Origin of the sequence: Micromonospora sp. WMMD736 (assembly GCF_049179015.1) — a bacterium.
GTDB lineage: Bacteria > Actinomycetota > Actinomycetes > Mycobacteriales > Micromonosporaceae > Micromonospora.
In genome coordinates this window covers 3,245,755-3,264,725 of the sequence record NZ_JBMHMI010000001.1, presented here as the reverse complement: position 1 = coordinate 3,264,725, position 18,971 = coordinate 3,245,755, and the positions used below count along the sequence as shown (strand labels likewise).

21 protein-coding genes are annotated in these 18,971 nt (G+C 69.3%); 16 read left to right on the top strand and 5 right to left on the bottom strand.

Annotation, left to right across the window (positions count from 1 at the left end; translation table 11 throughout):
* The first annotated feature begins 34 nt into the window (after positions 1-34).
* From glyA to ACN269_RS14220, 13 genes are all read left to right on the top strand, one after another.
* Positions 35-1,348 carry a serine hydroxymethyltransferase gene (gene glyA / locus ACN269_RS14280; protein ID WP_421472913.1) on the top strand — a complete coding sequence of 438 codons (1,314 nt, stop codon included), beginning with the start codon at positions 35-37 and terminating at the stop codon, positions 1,346-1,348.
* Positions 1,341-1,763, top strand: coding sequence for a hypothetical protein (locus ACN269_RS14275; protein WP_421472912.1), 423 nt, complete (start codon positions 1,341-1,343; stop codon positions 1,761-1,763). The genes glyA and ACN269_RS14275 overlap by 8 nt, the downstream gene beginning before the upstream one ends.
* Before the next feature lie 189 nt (positions 1,764-1,952).
* Positions 1,953-2,189 (top strand): AtpZ/AtpI family protein, encoded by a 237-nt coding sequence (locus ACN269_RS14270; protein ID WP_421472911.1) that lies wholly within the window; start codon positions 1,953-1,955, stop codon positions 2,187-2,189.
* A gap of 11 nt (positions 2,190-2,200) precedes the next feature.
* Positions 2,201-2,998 (top strand): F0F1 ATP synthase subunit A, encoded by a 798-nt coding sequence (atpB, locus tag ACN269_RS14265; RefSeq protein ID WP_421472910.1) that lies wholly within the window; start codon positions 2,201-2,203, stop codon positions 2,996-2,998.
* Between the two features lie 63 nt (positions 2,999-3,061).
* Positions 3,062-3,304, top strand: coding sequence for an ATP synthase F0 subunit C (locus ACN269_RS14260; protein ID WP_357246371.1), 243 nt, complete (start codon positions 3,062-3,064; stop codon positions 3,302-3,304).
* A 27-nt stretch (positions 3,305-3,331) separates the two neighbouring features.
* The gene (locus ACN269_RS14255; protein WP_421472909.1) at positions 3,332-3,871 is read left to right on the top strand and encodes a F0F1 ATP synthase subunit B; all 540 of its coding nucleotides are present in this window, start codon (positions 3,332-3,334) and stop codon (positions 3,869-3,871) included.
* On the top strand, positions 3,871-4,692 hold the full coding sequence (locus ACN269_RS14250) for a F0F1 ATP synthase subunit delta (protein ID WP_421472908.1): 822 nt from the start codon (positions 3,871-3,873) through the stop codon (positions 4,690-4,692). Before ACN269_RS14255 ends, ACN269_RS14250 begins: the two co-directional genes overlap by 1 nt.
* A gap of 141 nt (positions 4,693-4,833) precedes the next feature.
* The gene (atpA, locus tag ACN269_RS14245) at positions 4,834-6,486 is read left to right on the top strand and encodes a F0F1 ATP synthase subunit alpha (RefSeq protein ID WP_421472907.1); all 1,653 of its coding nucleotides are present in this window, start codon (positions 4,834-4,836) and stop codon (positions 6,484-6,486) included.
* A 4-nt stretch (positions 6,487-6,490) separates the two neighbouring features.
* On the top strand, positions 6,491-7,420 hold the full coding sequence (locus tag ACN269_RS14240) for a F0F1 ATP synthase subunit gamma (protein ID WP_421472906.1): 930 nt from the start codon (positions 6,491-6,493) through the stop codon (positions 7,418-7,420).
* Positions 7,420-8,856, top strand: a complete 1,437-nt coding sequence (gene atpD / locus ACN269_RS14235; RefSeq protein ID WP_421472905.1) for a F0F1 ATP synthase subunit beta — start codon at positions 7,420-7,422, stop codon at positions 8,854-8,856. The genes ACN269_RS14240 and atpD overlap by 1 nt, the downstream gene beginning before the upstream one ends.
* Positions 8,857-9,079: 223 nt before the next feature.
* Complete coding sequence (locus ACN269_RS14230; protein WP_421472904.1) at positions 9,080-10,222, top strand: LCP family protein; 1,143 nt, start codon at positions 9,080-9,082, stop codon at positions 10,220-10,222.
* An 89-nt stretch (positions 10,223-10,311) separates the two neighbouring features.
* Entirely contained in the window at positions 10,312-10,593 is a 282-nt protein-coding gene (locus ACN269_RS14225) for a F0F1 ATP synthase subunit epsilon (protein ID WP_421472903.1), read from the top strand.
* A gap of 12 nt (positions 10,594-10,605) precedes the next feature.
* The gene (locus ACN269_RS14220; protein WP_421472902.1) at positions 10,606-11,061 is read left to right on the top strand and encodes a DUF2550 domain-containing protein; all 456 of its coding nucleotides are present in this window, start codon (positions 10,606-10,608) and stop codon (positions 11,059-11,061) included.
* Between the two features lie 401 nt (positions 11,062-11,462).
* Here the strand turns inward: ACN269_RS14220 and ACN269_RS14215 are convergent, their stop codons facing one another.
* On the bottom strand, positions 11,463-12,035 hold the full coding sequence (locus ACN269_RS14215; RefSeq protein WP_421472901.1) for a cob(I)yrinic acid a,c-diamide adenosyltransferase: 573 nt from the start codon (positions 12,033-12,035) through the stop codon (positions 11,463-11,465).
* Here ACN269_RS14215 and murA point away from each other — a divergent pair.
* Positions 12,034-13,476: a UDP-N-acetylglucosamine 1-carboxyvinyltransferase gene (murA, locus tag ACN269_RS14210; RefSeq protein WP_421472900.1), complete on the top strand. Its 1,443-nt coding sequence runs from the start codon at positions 12,034-12,036 to the stop codon at positions 13,474-13,476. The two genes, ACN269_RS14215 and murA, sit on opposite strands and share 2 nt — an antisense overlap.
* Positions 13,477-13,500: 24 nt before the next feature.
* Here the strand turns inward: murA and ACN269_RS14205 are convergent, their stop codons facing one another.
* On the bottom strand, positions 13,501-14,049 hold the full coding sequence (locus tag ACN269_RS14205; protein ID WP_421472899.1) for an RNA polymerase sigma factor: 549 nt from the start codon (positions 14,047-14,049) through the stop codon (positions 13,501-13,503).
* 44 nt (positions 14,050-14,093) lie between these two features.
* On the opposite strand from ACN269_RS14205, the gene ACN269_RS14200 reads away from it, so the two are divergent.
* The gene (locus ACN269_RS14200; protein WP_421472898.1) at positions 14,094-15,539 is read left to right on the top strand and encodes a serine/threonine-protein kinase; all 1,446 of its coding nucleotides are present in this window, start codon (positions 14,094-14,096) and stop codon (positions 15,537-15,539) included.
* On the opposite strand, the gene ACN269_RS14195 is transcribed toward ACN269_RS14200, so the two are convergent.
* Positions 15,530-16,156, bottom strand: a complete 627-nt coding sequence (locus ACN269_RS14195; protein WP_421472897.1) for a hypothetical protein — start codon at positions 16,154-16,156, stop codon at positions 15,530-15,532. The two genes, ACN269_RS14200 and ACN269_RS14195, sit on opposite strands and share 10 nt — an antisense overlap.
* 168 nt (positions 16,157-16,324) lie before the next feature.
* On the opposite strand from ACN269_RS14195, the gene ACN269_RS14190 reads away from it, so the two are divergent.
* Positions 16,325-17,173: a 3-hydroxyacyl-CoA dehydrogenase family protein gene (locus tag ACN269_RS14190; RefSeq protein ID WP_421472896.1), complete on the top strand. Its 849-nt coding sequence runs from the start codon at positions 16,325-16,327 to the stop codon at positions 17,171-17,173.
* Positions 17,174-17,217: 44 nt separating this feature from the next.
* Here ACN269_RS14190 and ACN269_RS14185 read toward each other — a convergent pair whose 3' ends face one another.
* Together ACN269_RS14185 and ACN269_RS14180 are read right to left on the bottom strand one after the other, a co-directional pair.
* On the bottom strand, positions 17,218-18,063 hold the full coding sequence (locus ACN269_RS14185) for an ABC transporter permease (RefSeq protein ID WP_421472895.1): 846 nt from the start codon (positions 18,061-18,063) through the stop codon (positions 17,218-17,220).
* Complete coding sequence (locus ACN269_RS14180; RefSeq protein ID WP_421472894.1) at positions 18,060-18,911, bottom strand: ABC transporter ATP-binding protein; 852 nt, start codon at positions 18,909-18,911, stop codon at positions 18,060-18,062. Before ACN269_RS14180 ends, ACN269_RS14185 begins: the two co-directional genes overlap by 4 nt.
* Positions 18,912-18,971 lie beyond the last annotated feature (60 nt).

Below are 18,971 nucleotides of genomic sequence, written 5' to 3'. Positions count from 1 at the left end.
CTAGCTGCTAAAGGACGAGGCTAGACTTCGCACCGTGATTGCAGCATCCAGGCAAGCCGAAACCGGCCAGAGTTCCACCTTCTGGGGGCCGGATTTCGCCCAGCTCGAGGCTACCGATCCGGAGATCGCCGGGGTGGTCCTCGGAGAGTTGGACCGGTTGCGGGGTGGTCTGCAACTCATCGCGAGCGAGAACCTGACCTCACCGGCGGTGCTGGCCGCACTCGGCTCGACGTTGACCAACAAGTACGCCGAGGGCTACCCGGGTCGGCGTTACTACGGCGGCTGTGCCGAGGTGGACCGGGCCGAGGAGATCGCCATCGCCCGGGCCAAGGAGCTGTTCGGGGCGGAGCACGCCAACCTCCAGCCGCACTCCGGTGCGAGCGCCAACCTGGCCGCGTACGCCGCGCTGGTGCAGCCGGGGGACACGGTCCTGGCGATGGACCTGCCGCACGGTGGGCACCTCACCCACGGCAGCCGGGTGAACTTCTCCGGCAAGTGGTTCCACCCGGTGGGTTACCCGGTCCGGCCGGACACCGAGCTGATCGACTACGACGAGGTCCGCGACCTGGCCCGCGCGCACCGGCCCAAGCTGATCATCTGTGGGGCCACCGCGTACCCCCGGCTGATCGACTTCGCGCGGTTCCGGGAGATCGCCGACGAGGTCGGTGCGTACCTGATGGTGGACGCCGCGCACTTCATCGGCCTGGTGGCCGGTCGGGCGATCCCGTCGCCGGTGCCGTATGCCGACGTCGTCTGCGCCACCACCCACAAGGTGCTGCGCGGTCCCCGGGGTGGCATGATCCTCTGCCGCGAGTCGCTGGCCCAGCGGATCGACAAGGCGGTCTTCCCGTTCACCCAGGGTGGTCCGCTGATGCACGCGGTCGCGGCCAAGGCGGTCGCGCTGCGCGAGGCGGCCCAGCCCGAGTTCCAGACGTACGCCGCCCAGGTGGTCCGCAACGCGCAGGCGCTCGCCGCCGGGCTGGCCGACGAGGGCATGCGCCCGGTCTCCGGTGGCACCGACACCCACCTCGCGCTGATCGACCTGCGGGAGCTGGGGGTGACCGGCGCCGAGGCCGAGCGTCGCTGCGACGCCGCCTCGATCACCCTGAACAAGAACGCCATCCCGTACGACCCGCAGCCGCCGCTGGTGGCCTCGGGTATCCGGGTGGGCACGCCGAGCGTCACCACGCAGGGCATGCGGGAGGGCGAGCTGCGGCAGGTGGCCGCCCTGATCGCGCGGGCGGTACGCACGGACCCGGGTGAACCGGGTGGCGCCGACGCGCTGACCGCGGTCGGCGCGGAGGTGGCCGAACTGGTCGCGGCTTTCCCGGCGTACCCCCGTGGCTGAGCCCGGGGTGGTCGAGGCCGAGACCGACGGACGGTGGCGGTTGCGGCACCTCCCGGTGCTGCTGGCCGCGTCGGCGGCGCTGGCCGTGGTCGCGGCCGTGGTGGGCGGGGTGACGGGTGGCGTGACGGCCGCGCTCGGCGCGGCGGCCGGGGTGGGCGTGACGGTGCTCAGCTACACCCTCACGACGGTGGTGCTGGCACGGGCGGACCGAATCAACCCGCAGTTGCTGCTGCCGCTCGGCGTGGGGCTCTACGTGCTGAAGTTCACCCTGTTGGGTGTCGTCCTGGTGACCGTGGCGTCGACCGGTTGGGCGGGGTTGATCCCGCTCTGCCTCGGCATCGTCGCCGGGGTGGCAGTGTGGACGGCGGCGCACATCTGGTGGCTCGCCACGGTGCACGCCCGCCGGGTCGGCTGACCTGGCCAGCGGCCGGGCGTCCCACGTTTCGGACACGCGGCAATGTGTCGGCCACCGGTCATTTTCCGACGGGCGGAAGGGGAGTACCGTGCCCACAGACGACGCGAGCCCCGAGATGCCCACACAACGACGGTTGTGCGGGGGGTGAGGCACAGCCTCGTCTTCCCGGCTGATATCGTTCGCCCCGTCATGGCTGATGACCAAACCCCCCGTCCCGCCGGTCAACCGGACGACTATCCGTCCGGTGCCGGTCAGGGTTGGACCGCGCTCAGCTACCTCGTCGGAGGCATGCTCGTGTGGGGTTTCATCGGCTGGCTGGTCGACCAGTGGCTCGACACCGGTGGCGTCGCCACCGGGATCGGCTTCGTGCTCGGCATGGCTGGGGGCGTCATCCTGGTCATCCGCCGACTCGGCACGCCTACTTAGGAAGGGACGCGGTGTTCGGACAGGCGAACGTCCTGGCAGCGGGCCAGGCAGAATTCCCACCTAGCAAGGAGGACTTCTACCTGCCCAGCATCCTGCCCTGGGGTGTGGAAAACTCGTACTGGTTCACCAAGTTCACGTTGATGGTCTGGATCGCCGTCGGCGTTCTGATCATCTTCTTCCTGGCGACCTACCGGAACCCGAAGCTGGTGCCGACCAAGAAGCAGTGGTTCGCCGAGTCGATCTACGGCTTCGTGCGCAACAACATCTCGGTCGACATGATCGGTCACCAGGGGGTGCGGTTCGCGCCGTACTTCACGACGCTGTTCTGCTTCGTGCTCGTGACGAACGCGTTCGCGATCATCCCGGTCTTCCAGATCTCGCCGAACTCGCACATCGCCTTCCCGGCGATCCTCGCGGTGATCAGCTACGTGCTGTTCAACTACATCGGCATCCGGCACCACGGCTTCGTCAAATACTTCAAGCACGCCCTGATCCCGCCGGCACCGTGGTACATCCTGCCGCTGCTGATCCCGATCGAGGCGTTCTCTACCTTCATCATCCGGCCGTTCTCCCTGGCCGTCCGTCTCTTCGCGAACATGTTCGCCGGCCACATGCTCCTGCTGGTTTTCACGCTCGGCGGCTTCGCGATGATCAACGCCAACGCCTGGCTGGCACCGATCTCGGTGGTCTCCTGGGTGATGACCGTGGCGCTGACCCTTCTCGAAGCGCTGGTCATCGTCCTGCAGGCCTACGTCTTCACGGTGCTGAGCGCCAGCTACATCCAGGGCGCGCTCGCCGAAGAGCACTGATCTACGCACCATCCGTTGTCGTCCCGCGTGAGAGACACGCGTGATAACCAGGAGGAACCACTAATGGATTACGTCGCCGCCGCAGAAGGTGTCGTTGGCAGCACCGCCGCCATCGGCTATGGCCTTGCGGCCATCGGCCCGGGCATCGGCGTTGGTCTGGTCTTTGCCGCCTACATCCAGTCGACCGCCCGCCAGCCGGAGTCGTCCCGGATGACCCTGCCGTACGTCTGGATCGGCTTCGCCGTCATCGAGGCGCTCGCGCTGTTCGGCATCGCCTTCGGCTTCATCTGGCAGGGAGAGCTCTAATCCCGCTCGTCGACCGGGAGGTCACCTATGTACTTCCTCGCCGCTGAGGGTGGTGAGTCAGACCACAACCCGATCATCCCCATTCCCGAGGAGATCGTGGTCGGCACGATCGCCTTCGCCGTGCTCTGCTTCGTGCTGATGAAGTTCGTCTTCCCGCGCATGGAGCAGACGTTCCAGGCTCGGGTGGACGCGATCGAGGGCGGCATCAAGCGCGCCGAGGCCGCTCAGGCCGAGGCGAACCAGCTGCTCGAGCAGTACCGTGCCCAGCTCGCTGAGGCCCGGACCGACGCGGCCAAGATCCGCGACGACGCGCGGGCCGACGCCGAGGGCATCCGGCAGGACATCCTCGCCAAGGCGCGGGAGGAGTCCGACCGGGTCATCCAGGCCGGCAAGGACGCGCTCGCCGCCGAGCGGGCCACCATCGTGCGCGAGCTGCGCGCGGAGGTCGGCACCATCGCGGTCGACCTGGCCAGCAAGATCGTCGGCGAGTCGCTCGCCGACGAGGCGCGGCGCAAGGGCACCGTCGACCGGTTCCTGAGCGGTCTCGAGAGCACGGGGGCCCGCTGATGCAGGCCGCCAGCCGGGAGTCGTACAAGGTCGCGGCCGAGCGCCTCGACGCGTACGTCCGCGGCGCGGAGCCGTCGGCGGTGGCCGCCACCGCCGACGCCATCCTCTCCGTGGCCACCCTGCTGCGGCGTGAGCCGCGGCTGCGTCGGGCGCTCTCCGACCCGGCCCGTCCCGGCGCGGACCGCGGCGCGCTGCTCGGTGACATGCTGGGTGGGCGGATCGGCGCGGACGCGCTCGACCTGCTCGTCACGCTGGTCTCGGGCCGCTGGTCGGCACCGTCGGAGTTGCTCGACGGCGCCGAGCGCCTCGGCGTGGAGGCGCTGCTGGCCAGCGCCGACTCCGCCGGTGAGCTGGGCGAGGTGGAGGACGAGCTGTTCCGCTTCGGTCAGGTCGTGTCCGGTCAGTCGGCGCTGAGCAACGCGCTCGCGGACCCGGTCGCCCCGGTCGAGCAGCGGGCCACCCTGGCCCGCGAGCTGCTCGCCGGCAAGGCCCGGCCGGTCACGGTGGGCCTCGTCGAGGCGGCGCTCGCCGGATTCGGCGGGCGTTCCTTCACCGGAGCGCTCACCCGGCTGGTCGAGCTGGCCGCCGACCGGCGTGACCGGCAGGTGGCGTACGTGACCGTCGCGGCCCCGTTGAGTGACGAGGACGAGCGTCGACTGGGTGCCAGCCTCGCCGCGATATACGGTCGAGAGGTGTCCGTCAAGCAGACGGTCGACCCCGCCGTTCTCGGTGGCGTGAGTGTCCGGGTCGGTTCCGACCTGTACGACGGCACCATCCTGCGCCGCCTCAACGAGACCCGCAACGCGCTCGCGAAGCGCTGAGCGGCTCGCCGCCAGCAATGCGGTGGTTCCGCCGCCTCACCGTTGGGGCGGCTCCGCCGCCGCAGCGCCCGGATTGACAGACGCCATTCGGACCGGTTGGTACTAGGTATCCCGGGCCCCTGAACTTTAAGGAAGCAGAGGATGGCCGAGCTGACCATCTCGACGGAGGAGATCCGCGGCGCTCTGGAGCGCTACGTCTCCTCTTACTCGTCCGACGTCTCCCGCGAGGAGGTCGGCACCGTCGCCGACACCGGCGACGGCATCGCCCACGTCGAGGGCCTGCCCTCGACCAAGACCAACGAGCTCCTCGAGTTCGAGGACGGCACGCTCGGCGTGGCGCTGAACCTCGACGTCCGGGAGATCGGCGTCGTCGTCCTGGGTGACTCCGCCAAGCTGGAGGAGGGGCAGCGCGTCAAGCGCACCGACCGGGTGCTCTCGGTTCCGGTCGGCGACGCGTTCCTCGGCCGCGTGGTCAACGCGCTCGGCCAGCCGATCGACGGCCTCGGCGACATCGCCGAGGAGGGTTACCGCGAGCTGGAGCTGCAGGCTCCGAACGTGATGGCCCGGCAGTCGGTGTTCGAGCCGCTGCAGACCGGCATCAAGGCCATCGACGCGATGACCCCGATCGGCCGTGGCCAGCGCCAGCTGATCATCGGCGACCGCAAGACGGGTAAGACCACCGTCGCGCTGGACGCGATCCTCAACCAGCGGGACAACTGGCGCACCGGCGACCCGAAGAAGCAGGTCCGCTGCATCTACGTCGCCATCGGCCAGAAGGCCTCCACCATTGCCTCGATCAAGGGGCAGCTGGAGGAGGCGGGCGCGATGGAGTACACGACCATCGTCGCCTCGCCGGCGTCCGACCCGGCCGGCTTCAAGTACCTGGCCCCGTACACCGGCTCGTCCATCGGACAGCACTGGATGTACGGCGGCAAGCACGTCCTGATCGTCTTCGACGACCTGAGCAAGCAGGCCGAGGCGTACCGGGCCGTGTCGCTGCTGCTGCGTCGCCCGCCGGGCCGTGAGGCGTACCCGGGTGACGTCTTCTACCTGCACTCCCGCCTGCTGGAGCGCTGCGCGAAGCTCTCCGACGAGCTGGGTGGCGGCTCGATGACCGGTCTGCCGATCATCGAGACGAAGGCCAACGACATCTCGGCCTTCATCCCGACCAACGTCATCTCGATCACCGACGGCCAGATCTTCCTGGAGACCGACCTGTTCAACCAGGGCGTCCGTCCGGCGATCAACGTCGGTACCTCGGTCTCCCGGGTCGGCGGCGCCGCACAGGTGAAGCCGATGCGCAAGGTCGCCGGTTCGCTGCGGCTCAACCTGGCCCAGTACCGCGAGCTGGAGGCGTTCGCCGCCTTCGCCTCGGACCTGGACAAGGCCTCCCGGGCCCAGCTGGACCGCGGTGTCCGGCTGGTCGAGCTGCTCAAGCAGCCGAACTACTCGCCGTACCCGGTGCAGGAGGAGGTCGTCTCGGTCTGGGCCGGCACCGAGGGCAAGCTGGACGACGTTCCGGTCGGCGAGATCCGGCGCTTCGAGGCGGAGTTCCTCCAGTACCTGCGCCACAAGCACGAGGGTGTGCTCGCGTCGATCGCCGACAACCAGTGGGGCGATGACATCATCGACTCGCTGGACAGCGCGATCGCCGAGTTCAAGCAGGTCTTCCTCAACAAGGAGGACGAGCGCAAGATCAACGACGCGCCGGCCGCCCCGCTCGAGGGTGACGAGAACCGCGAGACGGTGACCCGCTTCCGCGACAGCGCTACCGACCGCCCGGCCGAGAGCTGATCCGATGGCGGCCCAGGTTCGCGTTCTTCGTCAACGAATCCGCTCGGCGAAGTCGATGAAGAAGATCACCAAGGCGATGGAGCTCGTGGCGACGAGCCGGATCGCCAAGGCCCAGGCCCGGGTGCAGGCGTCCCTGCCGTACGCCGAGGCCATCACCGGTGTGCTCACGGCGCTGGCGTCCAACGCGCGGATCGACCACCCGCTGCTCACCCCGCGCGAGCGGGTGCGGCGGGCGGGCGTCCTGTTGGTCACCAGCGACCGTGGCCTGGCCGGCGGTTACAGCTCCAACGCGATCCGGATGGCCGAGTCGCTGATCGCGCGGCTCAAGGCGGACGGCAAGGAGCCGGTGCTCTACGTCATCGGGCGTAAGGGTGTCGGGTTCTACCGGTTCCGTGACCGTCCGATCGAGGCGAACTGGACCGGCTTCAGCGAGCAGCCGTCGTTCGAGGACGCCCGTACCGTCGGTGAGACGCTGATCAAGGCGTTCACCGCCGGCGCGGACGACGTCGACGGTGGTCCCGGAGCGGACGGAGTGCTCGGCGTCGACGAGTTGCACATCGTCTACACCGAGTTCCACTCGCTGATGACGCAGAACCCGGTCACCAAGGTCATCGGTCCGATGCAGGTGGAGGACCGGCCGCGCTCCGAGGGGCTGCTGCCGGCGTACGAGTTCGAGCCGGAGGCGGAGGCGCTGCTCGACGCCCTCCTGCCGAGGTACATCAACACGCGGATCTACGCGGCGTTGATCGAGTCGGCGGCGAGTGAGTCGGCGGCGCGGCGGCGGGCGATGAAGAGCGCCACCGACAACGCCGAAGAGATGATCGAGAAGTACACGCGTGAGATGAACTCGGCCCGCCAGGCCGGGATCACCCAGGAGATCAGCGAGATCGTCGGCGGCGCCAACGCGCTGGCCGCGTCGGGAAGTGAAGTGTGATGACTGCCCCAGTAGAGACCAAGACGGCCACGGGTCGCGTGGTCCGGGTCATCGGCCCGGTCGTCGACGCCGAGTTCCCGCGCGACGCCATGCCGGCCCTGTTCAACGCCCTGAACGTCACCGTGAGCCTGTCCGGCGGTGAGAAGACGCTGACCCTGGAGGTCGCCCAGCACCTGGGTGACAACCTGGTCCGCGCCATCTCGATGCAGCCGACGGACGGTCTGGTTCGCGGCGCGGAGGTTCGTGACTCCGGTTCGCCGATCACCGTTCCGGTGGGCGACGCGGTCAAGGGCCACGTGTTCAACGCGATCGGCGAGGTGCTCAACCTCAAGGAGGGCGAGACCCTCACCCCGGACGACCACTGGGGTATCCACCGCAAGGCCCCGGCCTTCGCGGACCTAGAGCCGAAGACCGAGATGCTGGAGACCGGCATCAAGGTCATCGACCTGCTCGCCCCGTACGTCAAGGGCGGCAAGATCGGCCTGTTCGGTGGCGCGGGCGTGGGCAAGACGGTGCTCATCCAGGAGATGATCACCCGGGTTGCCCGTAACTTCGGTGGTACCTCGGTCTTCGCCGGCGTGGGTGAGCGCACCCGTGAGGGCAACGACCTCATCGCCGAGATGACCGAGTCCGGCGTCATCGACAAGACGGCCCTGGTCTACGGCCAGATGGACGAGCCGCCGGGCACCCGTCTGCGGGTCGCCCTCTCCGCGCTCACCATGGCGGAGTACTTCCGCGACGTGAAGAAGCAGGAGGTGCTGCTCTTCATTGACAACATCTTCCGCTTCACCCAGGCCGGTTCCGAGGTCTCCACCCTGCTCGGCCGGATGCCGAGCGCGGTGGGTTACCAGCCGACCCTGGCCGACGAGATGGGCGAGCTCCAGGAGCGGATCACCTCCGTCCGGGGCCAGGCCATCACCTCGATGCAGGCCATCTACGTGCCGGCGGACGACTACACCGACCCCGCTCCGGCCACCACGTTCGCCCACCTGGACGCGACCACCAACCTCGAGCGGTCGATCTCCGACAAGGGCATCTACCCGGCCGTGGACCCGCTGGCGTCCTCGTCCCGGATCCTCGCCCCGGAGTTCGTCGGCCAGGACCACTTCCAGGTCGCCACCGAGGTCAAGCGGATCCTGCAGCGCTACAAGGACCTGCAGGACATCATCGCCATCCTCGGTATCGAGGAGCTCTCCGAGGAAGACAAGATCACCGTGGCTCGGGCCCGGCGAATCGAGCGCTTCCTGTCGCAGAACACCTACGCGGCGGAGCAGTTCACCGGCGTGCCGGGCTCGACGGTCCCGATCAAGGAGACCATCGAGGCGTTCCGGAAGATCAGCGAGGGTGAGTACGATCACTTCCCCGAGCAGGCGTTCTTCATGTGCGGCGGTCTCGAGGACCTCGAGAAGAAGGCTGAGGAGCTGATGAAGGGCTGACAGCCCGCATCGGATCCGTACCGCAAAAGACTGCCCCGGCAACGTCGGGGCAGTCTTTTGTTCATCTTCACGTCCTACCATCGTCGCGGTCCGTTACTCGTGGTCGTCATTCGGGCGGCAGTCGAGATACGGTCGCTCCGCGCGTTCACGTTCCTGAGCGCGGACGAGTGCAACCTTTCGACGACGTGAGCCCGTCTCCTGTGCGTGGGCGTAGCGAACGGAGATGAGTGTGGGTAAGGCCGGCAAGAAGGGCCGCAAGTCGTCCATGTGGCGGGGTGTGCCGCGCTGGGCCAAGGTGTGCACCGTGTTCGGCCTGGTGCTGACCATGCTCAGCGGCGGCGTACTCGTCGGCACCGAGGTGCTGATGGCCCGCTACGAGGGCGCCGTCGGCAAGGCCGACCTCTTCGGCGACCAGGCGGCGGGCGCCAAGGAGAAGAAGAGCGACATCAAGGGTCCGCTCAACCTCCTGCTGGTCGGTATCGATCCGCGTACGCCGACGGCTGCGCCGCTGGCCGACTCGATCATGGTGCTGCACGTTCCGGCGTCGATGGACCGCGCCTACCTCTTCTCGGTGCCGCGGGACCTCTACGTGCAGATCCCGGCCTTCAAGAAGGCCAACTTCCCCGGCGAGAAGACCAAGATCAACGCTGCGATGTCGTTCGGCAGTCAGGTGCCCGGCAAGAATCCCGACGCGGCGCGGGGGTTCGAGTTGCTGGCCAGCACCGTGCAGAACGTGACCGGCATCAAGCGGTTCGACGGCGGAGCAATCATCAACTTCACCGGCTTCCAGAAGATCGTCGACGCGATGGGCGGCGTCGACATGTACGTCGAGCGGGACGTCAAGTCCGAGCACAAGCAGCCCGACGGCACCCCGCGGCCGGGCAACCCGCGCGGCGAGGGCTACATCGGCCCGCAGGCGGTCTACAAGAAGGGCACCCACCACCTCAAGGGGTGGCAGGCACTGGACTACGTCCGACAGCGCTACCCGAAGAACGGCGTCCCGGACTCGGACTATGGCCGGCAGCGCCACCAGCAGCAGTTCGTCAAGGCGATGGTCGGTCAGGCGTTCAGCGCCGACGTGGTGGCCAACCCGATCAAGCTGGACAAGGTGCTGCGCGCCGCCGGCCAGTCGCTGATCTTCAACGGCCGGGGCAACAGCGTCGTCGACTTCGGGCTCGCCCTGAAGAACATCCGCCCGAACACCATCCAGATGATCAAGCTCCCCGGTGGCGGGGTCTACGAGGGTAAGAAATACCTGGGTGAGCAGTTCCAGGCAGGCGTCCCGGACTTCTTCACCGCCCTGCACAATGAACAACTGGACCCGTTCCTGCTCGAGCACCCGGAATTCCAGAACAAGACCAAGTAGCCGTGGCGCAGCTCTCGCCACCCGCGTTGGGGGCGGCGCGGCGGCACGACTAGACTTTCGGCAATCCGTCGCCGCAGCAAGGAGACAGCGTGGCACAGCAGCTTCACGTCGAGCTCGTCGCCGTCGAGGAGAAGGTCTGGTCCGGTGAGGCCGAGATGGTCGTCGCCCGGACCACCGAGGGCGAGCTCGGTGTCCTGCCGGGTCACGCGCCGCTGCTCGGTCAGCTCGCCGAGCCCGGCCAGGTCCGCATCAAGCTGGCCGGCGGGGAGCAGGTCGCGTACGAGGTGGCCGGCGGCTTCCTCTCGGTGAGCGCCCAGGGCGTAACCGTGCTGGCCGAGAGCGCTACCCCGGTTTCCGCGCAGAGCCGCTGAGCCACACCGGGGATGGAGATCGTCGAAGGGATCGGGATCGGCGTCGCCGTCATCCTCGTCGCGCTTCTCGTACTCTTCGTCCGGCGGGCCGTCGTCACCCGCACCGGTGGCATCATCCGGCTCAGCGTCCGGGTGACCACCGTGCTCGACGGGCGCGGCTGGTCACCGGGCTTCGGCCGGTTCGCCGGTGACGAACTTCGCTGGTACCGGATGTTCAGCTTCGCGCTCCGCCCCAAGCGGGTCCTGTCCCGCAAAGGTCTCGCGGTCGAACGCCGACGGCTGCCCGAAGGGCAGGAACGGCTCTCCATGCCGGCCGACTGGGTGATCCTCCGCTGTACGAGTCACCACGCACCGGTGGAGATCGCCATGGCGCGGTCGACCGTGACCGGTTTTCTCTCCTGGCTCGAGGCCGCCCCTCCGGGGGCGGTCTCGCCGCGTCTGGCCTCCCAGGACTGGCCGGCTGCCTGAGGCCTCTGTCTGTCTCTGGTCGCTGTTGGGGGTTTCCGGGGCAGCCCGCCACGCCGTCCGTGGTCGCTGTTTGGGTTTCCGGGGCAGCCCGCCCGGCTCCGGGCGGTCAGGCTTGATCCCTGCGCCGGACGGGCTGCCCCGGAAACCCGTCCGCGGCGCGGTGTGTCGGTCCGGTCCGGTTTTTGCTCACCTGCCGTTACCGGTTTTGCTGAGTCCCGCCTTCATGAGTCCTGCCTTCGGGCTGATCGACTCGGCTTTCTTGAGGTCGGGGTGTCCGAGGGCTTCGGATGCCGCGACTTCGTGGAACCCGAGTCGATCAAGGCTGGCTGAGGCGAGGTGCCCGCCCTGCGGACGCGTGACGGCGGCGAGAGCGGGAACCCACGCCTGCACGGTGCCTTCGGTCAGCGCTTGCCGCCTGGGATCCATAGCACATCGCCCGCCGGATTTGCCGTTCTTGACAGGATAAAGAGCAGATCGGAGAGCCGGTTGAGATACTTTGCCGGGAGCGGGCTGGTCCGGTCCGGATCGTGGCTGACCAGCGCCCACGCCGCCCGCTCGGCTCGCCGGGCGATGGTCCGCGCCACGTGCAGCAGCGCCGCCCCGGCGGTGCCGCCGGGGAGGATGAAGGAGTCGAGCTTGCTCAGGCGCGCGTTGTACTCGTCGCACCAGCCCTCCAGACGCTCGACGTACTCCTCGGTCACCCGCAGCGGCGGGTACTTGGGCTCCGGCTCGACGGGCGTGGACAGATCGGCTCCGACATCGAACAGGTCGTTCTGCACCGACGCCAGGACGGCCCGCAGCTCCTCGTCGAGCTGGCCCAGGGCGAGTGCGACACCGATCGCCGCGTTGCACTCGTCGACATCCGCGTACGCGGCGATCCGTGGATCGGTCTTCGGGACCTGCTCGTTGTTGCTCAGCCTGGTCATGCCGGCGTCGCCGGCCTTGGTGTAGATGCGCGTGAGGTGGACGGCCATGACGCACAGCCTACGGATACCGGAACTGACGATCCCCGCTCGGCCGGACACGACAGCCGGCTGGCCAGCGGTGGTGGGCCCGGGCGACGCCGGTGACACGGCGGTCAACGACGTCGACGTCATCCGGGTCTGCGGTGCGGCCCGACTGGCGGGCACCGTGCACGTCGTCGGCGCCAAGAACTCGGCGCTGAAGTTGATGGCCGCCGCGCTGCTCGCTCCGGGCCGCAGCGTGATCACCAACGTTCCGCGGATCACCGACATCGCGATCATGGGGGAGGTGCTGCGGCGGCTGGGTTGCGACGTCCGGTTCGACGCGGACGACCCCGTCGATCCGATGGTGGCGCGGGGCGGCGTCGCCCGGTCCCGTTCGGTCACCATCGACGTACCCGAACAGCCGGGCGCGGAGGCCGACTACGACCTGGTCCGGCGGCTGCGCGCGTCGATCTGCGTGCTCGGTCCCCTGCTGGCCCGCCGTGGCTACGTGCGGGTGGCGCACCCGGGCGGCGACGCGATCGGCTCACGTGGCCTGGACATGCACATCTCCGGGCTGACCCGGATGGGCGCGGAGATCTCCGGCGAACACGGGTTCGTCATCGCCGAGGCCCCGCACGGGCTGCGCGGCGCCGACATCGTGTTGGACTTCCCCAGCGTGGGGGCGACCGAGAACCTGGTCATGGCAGCGGTGCTGGCCCAGGGCGCCACGACGATCGACAACGCGGCCCGGGAGCCGGAGATCGTCGACATCTGCACGATGCTCAACCAGATGGGCGCGCGGATCTCCGGCGCCGGCACGTCCACCCTGCGGATCACCGGCGTGTCCGGCCTGCGCCCGGTCCGGCACGCCACCGTGGGGGACCGGATCGTCGCCGGCACCTGGGCGTTCGGCGCCGCGATGACGCGCGGCGACGTGACGGTGACCGGGTTGGACCCGGCCTACCTGGAGGTCGCGCTGGACAAGGTCGTCGCGGCCGGCGGCCTGGTCGAGACGCGGGGCGACGGCTTCCGGGTACGGATGGACGACCGGCCCCGCGCGGTGGATGTGGTGACCCTGCCGTACCCCGGCTTCGCCACCGACCTGCTGCCGATGGCGATCGGGCTGGCCTCGGTCAGCGACGGGGCTTCCCTGATCACGGAGAACATCTTCGACGGCCGGTTCATGTTCGCCAACGAGATGATGCGGCTCGGCGCGGACATCAAGACCGACGGGCACCACGCCGTGGTCCGGGGTCGGGAGCGGCTGTCCGGAGCGCCGGTACGCGCCACGGACATCCGGGCGGGCGCCGGACTGATCATCGCGGGACTCTGTGCGGACGGAGCCACCGAGGTCTCGCACGTGCACCACGTCGACCGGGGGTACCCGGACTTCGTGGCCGACCTGCGCGCGCTCGGCGTGGCGGTGGAGCGGGGGACCACGCCCGAGGAACCGTCGCTGGAGATCTGAGGCCCCACTGCGCCTCTCGCGGTCTCAGGTGGCCTGTAGCGAGGCACGCACGTGCCGTCGTGCGTCGTGGATGCGTGACTTCAGGGTGCCGACCGGAATGGCGAGGTGGTCGGCGATCTGGTCGTAGGTCAACTGGCACAGGTCGCGCAGTACCAACGGGGCGACCAGTTCGGGTCGGTGCGCCTCCAGCCGTTCCAGCGCGTCGAGCAGGTCGAGTCGGGAGCCTGCGATCACGCTCGTGGTGCGGGGGTCGGCGGTGTCGAGCGGGAGCTGTGGCATGGACTGCTCCTCGGCCCGACGCTTGAGGCTCCGGTACGTCTGCCGGGCGCAGTTGGCGGTGACGATGTGCAGCCAGGTGGAGAACTTGGACCGGCCAGCGAAGCTGTCAATCTTGCGGGCGACCTGCAGCAGAGCATCCTGGCAGGCCTCCTCGGCGTCCTGTCGGCAGGGGAGCAGGCGTAGGCACTGTCGCATGACCTGCGGGCCGATCCGGCTCAGCAACGCGTCGAGCGCGGCGGCGTCCCCCTTGGCGGCACGATCCGCGAGTTCCTCGATGTCAAGATCGTCTGGCATGCTCAGGCCCCGTTCCTCAGCGTTCAGTCGGCCATAATACGGGCGTGTCAGTACCCGGCAAGATCGGCCGATATCGCGTTGTAGGGCGTATCGGATCCGGGGCGTTCGCCACCGTGTGGCTCGGCGCCGACGATGCTCTGGACGCCTCCGTCGCGATCAAGGTGCTGGCCGACAACTGGTCGTACCACTCCGATCTGCGGGAGCGGTTCGAGCAGGAGGCACGGATCATGCGGCGGACGGATTCGAGTCTGCTCGTGCGTGTGCTCGACGTCGGTGAGCTGCCGGACGGACGGCCGTACCTGGTGATGCCGTACGCGGCCGGTGGCACTCTCGCGGATCGACTCGCCTCGGGACCGATGCCGGTCCGGGAGGCGCTGCTCGTCGCGGCCGACATCACCCGCGCCGTCATGGTGCTGCACGAGGCGGGCGTGCTGCACCGGGACCTCAAACCGTCAAACGTGTTGTTCCAGCCGGCGGCGGGCCGGGACCGGGTGCTCGTCGCCGACCTCGGCCTGGCCAAGGCGCTCGCCAACGCGTCCGGCTTTACGATCGCGGCCGGCACGCCCGGTTACATGCCGCCCGAGCAGGCCACCGCCGGTGGCGGTCTGGACATCCGCGCGGACGTGTACGCGATCGGCGCGACGACCTACCACATGCTGACCGGCCGCCCGCCCGAACCGGCACGGTCCTCCGGCAGCCGTCCGGGCCGGGCCGGGCGTGCCCTTCCCCGCCCATCCCAGGTTCGGCCCGGAGTTCCCTCCGAAGTGGATGACCTGGTGCGGCGGGCGCTGCATCCCGACCCGCGGCAACGCTGGGCGTCCGCCGCGGTGATGCTCGACGAACTGCACCGGGTCATCGCGTCGACGCAGCGGGAGGCGGGCCGTGGTCGGCTCGTGCGGCAGCTGGGGAGGGGTGTCGGCGTCGCGGTCGCCCTGGCCGCCCTGCTGGCGACGACGGGATCCAGTTCCACGTTGTCGGAACGGTCCGGGTGGGTTCGCGTACACGATGCCTCCGGTGCTCTCTCGGTCGCGGTGCCGGCGAACTGGGCCGGCCAGGTGAAGGACGCCGGCTGGGACCCTTCGGTGCTGCGCCTCCCGGCCGGTCAGGCGCCGGGTCTCGTCGTCGCCCCGGATCTCGCCGCCTGGCCGGATCCGGCCAGTGGGATGCCCGGTGTGTTCGTCGGCGTGAGCAGGGCCCTGCTCGGCGGCGACCCGGTCGCGGCGTTACCCAGCCACGCCTCCTGCGTCCAGCAGCCCGAGCGGACCGTGGGCGTGGGCGGTGACCGGGCGCTGGTCCGGCGGTGGACCTCCTGTGGCGGGTCGGTGTCGTTCAGCGAGGTCGTGATCGCCGTGCCGCAGCGCCGCTACGGCGTCTACCTCCAGATCAAGCAGGTCGGCGACGAGGACCTGACCGACGAGATCCTGGCCGGCCTGCGAATGTCCAGCGCGCTGGCGCCGCAGGCCGGCCGTTTCGGTTCGGTCTACTCGTAGCAGTCCTGGTTCGCGTACTGGAGGGTCAGGTCGATGACCTTGCCGTTCCGCGTCGCGATGCGGTAGACGGCCTTGCTGTTGCCAGGGGTCTTCGCGAAGCCGCGACCGTTCGTCGCGTCCCCGTCGGCGGTCTTCCAGCCCGGGTAGATCCGGAGCATCTCGGCGCTCGACATGCCGATGTGCACTCCTTCGGGCGTCTTGATCCCCTCGTACGCGTTGATGGTGGCGATACCCAACGTCGGCGAGAGGTTGACGATCCCCTCCTCGCTCGGAGCGGCCCGCAGGTGCGCCGGCGTGCAGCCGGCCGTGGTGTCCGCGAACGCCCGCAGCAGTCCCGTCCCGGTGGCCTGCTGACGGGTCATGCCGAGCTTGAGTGAACCGATGCCGTTCGGACCGAGGACGAGCGACGTGGGGCGGGTCGCGGCGCTGGACTGCCGGGCGGACGGCGTCGAGGAGGCGGAAGGGGCCGGCGGAGTGGGGCTGCCGGTGGTCGCCGCGCTGGTCGTCGGGTCGGGCGAGCCGGCCGGCGCGGCGTTGCCGTCCTGGTGTGCGGGCGACGAGCACGCCGCTACGAGCAGGAGGCAGGTGAGGGTTCCGACCATGGACGTTGCGCGCATCATGAGCTCCTGGCTGTTTCCACTTGTTGGTTGTCGTAGGGTTCGATGCACCCACTCGGGAGTTTGTTCGCTGCGGCGAGTCGTGGATCCGTCACCTGCCCTTAGTCATCGTTCAGGCTCGCCGACTAGGGTGCAGGCAGGCACTCAATCGCAGCGAGGGAGAACAAGATGGCGGGTCGACTCGCGGTCGTCGGGGCCGGGCTGATGGGCTCCGGCATCGCCCAGGTGGCGGCGCAGGCGGGCTGGCAGGTGACGCTGCGCGACCTGGACGACGCGGCCACCACCCGGGGGCTCGGCGGCATCCGGAAGTCGCTGGAGAAGTTCGCCGAGAAGGGCAAGATCGAGGCGTCCGACGTCGAGGCGACCCTCGCGCGGATCACGCCGACCACCGACCTGGAGGCCGCGGCGGACGCGGACATCGTGGTCGAGGCGGTCTTCGAGCGGCTGGAGATCAAGCACGAGGCGTTCCGGGCGCTGGACAAGATCTGCAAGTCCGACGCGGTGCTCGCCACCAACACGTCGGCCATTCCGGTCACCCAGATCGCAGCGGTCACCGAGCGGCCGGAGGCCGTCGTCGGCACCCACTTCTTCTCCCCGGTGCCGATGATGCAGCTCTGTGAGCTGGTGCGCGGCTACAAGACCAGCGACGCCACGCTCGACACGGCGCGTGCCTTCGCCGAGGAGATCGGCAAGACGGTCGTCGTGGTCAACCGGGACATCGCCGGCTTCGTCACCACCCGGCTGATCTCCGCCCTGGTCATGGAGGCGGTCAAGCTGGTCGAGTCGGGTGTGGTGTCCGCCGAGGACCTGGACACCGCCTGCCGGCTCGGCTTCGGGCACGCCATGGGTCCGCTGGCGACCACCGACCTGACCGGGGTGGACGTGCTGCTGCACGCCTCGAAGAACATCTACACCGACACGGCCGACGAGAAGTTCTTCCCCCCGGAGCTGCTCCAGCGCATGGTCACCGCCGGTGACCTGGGCCGCAAGACCGGCAAGGGCTTCTACACGTACTGAGACGGCGGCGTCGACCGGGGCGGGTGTCCGCCCCGGTCGGCCGCTCAGCCGTCGCGCTTGGTGGTCCAGCGGAAGGTGGTCAGGCAGAGCACCAGGCCGATCACGCACCACAGGGCCAGCACCAGCGCCACCCGCCCCAGCTCGAACGAGCCGCCCGGCTCCTGCGCTCCGAAGCTCTCCGGCAGGAAGACCGCCCGCAGCCCCTGGCACATCCACTTGAGCGGGAAGAACGCCGCCACCTGCTGCATCCAGGTGGGCAGGTCGGTGAAGACGAAGAACACGCCGGAGATGAACTGGAGCACCAGCGCGACCGGGGTCACCACGGCCGAACCGCTGCGGGCGGTGCGGGCCAGCGACGAGATGGCGATGCCGCACAGGGTGCAGGCGGTCACCCCGAGCACGGAGACCCAGCCGAAGGTGAACCACTTTCCGGCGGTGCCGGGCAGGTCGAGATCGAACAGCGCCACCGCGACGGCCAGCAGCAGCGCGGTCTCGGCGATCCCGATCGCCACCACCATGATCACTTTTCCGGCGAACCAGACCCACTTCGGCATGGGTGTGCCCCGGTAGCGCTTGAGCACGCCCCGGTCCCGCTCGATCGGGATCCAGATGCCCAGGTTCTGGAAGCTCACCGTCATCAGGCCGGTCGCGATCATGCCGGTGATGAAGTACTGGGTGAACCTGACCCCGCCGCCGATCGTCCCGTCGAAGATCGACGCGAAGATCAGAATCATGATGATGGGGAAACCCATCGTGAAGACCACGGACTCCCGGCTGCGCAGGAACTGGGTGATCTCCAGTCGGCCCTGGCGCAGGGCGAGCGCGCCCGCGCCCGGCCGTCGGCCCGAGGTCGCGGCGATCGGCGTGGCCGGCTTCGTCGTGGTCGTCATCGCGCGTGTCCGATCATCGTGAGGTAGACGTCCTCCAGGGTCGGCCGGGTCACCGTGAGCCCGGGGACCTCACCGCCGTAGCGCGCGGCCAGATCGGCCACCAGGGCCGTCGGCGTCGCGCTCTGCGCGCTCTCCCAAGCCCCTTCCGGGGTACGCCAGGAGACCGTCGCCAGGGCGTCCTGGCGGTTGCCCAGCCGGTTGGGCGCGGCAACCTCGACCAGCCGGCCGGCGGCGATCACGCCGACCCGGTCGGCGAGCGCCTCCGCCTCGTCCAGGTAGTGGGTGGTGAGCACGATCGTGGTGCCGGCTGCGGCGAGGTCGCGGATCAGCTCCCAGAACTCGCGGCGGGCCTCCGGATCGAAGCCGGTGGTCGGCTCGTCGAGGAAGAGCAGCTCGGGACGACCGATGATGCCCAGCGCCACGTCGAGGCGGCGCTTCTGCCCGCCGGAGAGGGTGTGCGTACGGGCCTTCGCCTTCGCCCCCAGCCCGACCCGCTCGATCACCTTGGCGGGGTCGTCCGCATCGGGATAGAAGCCGGAGAAGTGTCGGACCACCTCGGCCACGGTCAGCTCGTCGAACTCGCCGGTGCCCTGGAGCACGATGCCCACCCGGGAGCGCCAGTCGGCGTCGGGTCGGGCCGGGTCCGCCCCGAGTACGGCCACCTCGCCGGCATCCCGGTGCCGGTAGCCCTCCAGGATCTCCACGGTCGTGGTCTTGCCCGCGCCGTTCGGGCCGAGCAACGCGAACACCTCGCCCCGGTGGACGTCGAGGTCCACGCCCGCCACCGCCACGTTGTCGCCGTACGCCTTGCGTAGCCCTCGGACGGAGATGGCCAGCTCGTCATCCATGACGTCAAGTGTGCGTCCTGGCGTCGATCGGTGGGCGCCCGGGGTGTGGCGGTCCGCGCC

Bases quoted from the DNA above. Each gene is read 5' to 3' on its own strand.
- ACN269_RS14205 (WP_421472899.1), bottom strand. From the start codon at position 14,049: ATGCCAGACGATCTTGACATCGAGGAACTCGCGGATCGTGCCGCCAAG.
- ACN269_RS14215 (WP_421472901.1), bottom strand. From the start codon at position 12,035: ATGGCCGTCCACCTCACGCGCATCTACACCAAGGCCGGCGACGCCGGC.
- atpD (WP_421472905.1), top strand. From the start codon at position 7,420: ATGACTGCCCCAGTAGAGACCAAGACGGCCACGGGTCGCGTGGTCCGG.
- ACN269_RS14230 (WP_421472904.1), top strand. From the start codon at position 9,080: ATGAGTGTGGGTAAGGCCGGCAAGAAGGGCCGCAAGTCGTCCATGTGG.
- ACN269_RS14240 (WP_421472906.1), top strand. From the start codon at position 6,491: ATGGCGGCCCAGGTTCGCGTTCTTCGTCAACGAATCCGCTCGGCGAAG.
- ACN269_RS14195 (WP_421472897.1), bottom strand. From the start codon at position 16,156: ATGCGCGCAACGTCCATGGTCGGAACCCTCACCTGCCTCCTGCTCGTA.
- ACN269_RS14185 (WP_421472895.1), bottom strand. From the start codon at position 18,063: ATGACGACCACGACGAAGCCGGCCACGCCGATCGCCGCGACCTCGGGC.
- ACN269_RS14190 (WP_421472896.1), top strand. From the start codon at position 16,325: ATGGCGGGTCGACTCGCGGTCGTCGGGGCCGGGCTGATGGGCTCCGGC.
- ACN269_RS14260 (WP_357246371.1), top strand. From the start codon at position 3,062: ATGGATTACGTCGCCGCCGCAGAAGGTGTCGTTGGCAGCACCGCCGCC.
- ACN269_RS14250 (WP_421472908.1), top strand. From the start codon at position 3,871: ATGCAGGCCGCCAGCCGGGAGTCGTACAAGGTCGCGGCCGAGCGCCTC.
- murA (WP_421472900.1), top strand. From the start codon at position 12,034: ATGACGCACAGCCTACGGATACCGGAACTGACGATCCCCGCTCGGCCG.
- atpA (WP_421472907.1), top strand. From the start codon at position 4,834: ATGGCCGAGCTGACCATCTCGACGGAGGAGATCCGCGGCGCTCTGGAG.
- ACN269_RS14220 (WP_421472902.1), top strand. From the start codon at position 10,606: ATGGAGATCGTCGAAGGGATCGGGATCGGCGTCGCCGTCATCCTCGTC.
- ACN269_RS14270 (WP_421472911.1), top strand. From the start codon at position 1,953: ATGGCTGATGACCAAACCCCCCGTCCCGCCGGTCAACCGGACGACTAT.
- ACN269_RS14180 (WP_421472894.1), bottom strand. From the start codon at position 18,911: ATGGATGACGAGCTGGCCATCTCCGTCCGAGGGCTACGCAAGGCGTAC.
- ACN269_RS14255 (WP_421472909.1), top strand. From the start codon at position 3,332: ATGTACTTCCTCGCCGCTGAGGGTGGTGAGTCAGACCACAACCCGATC.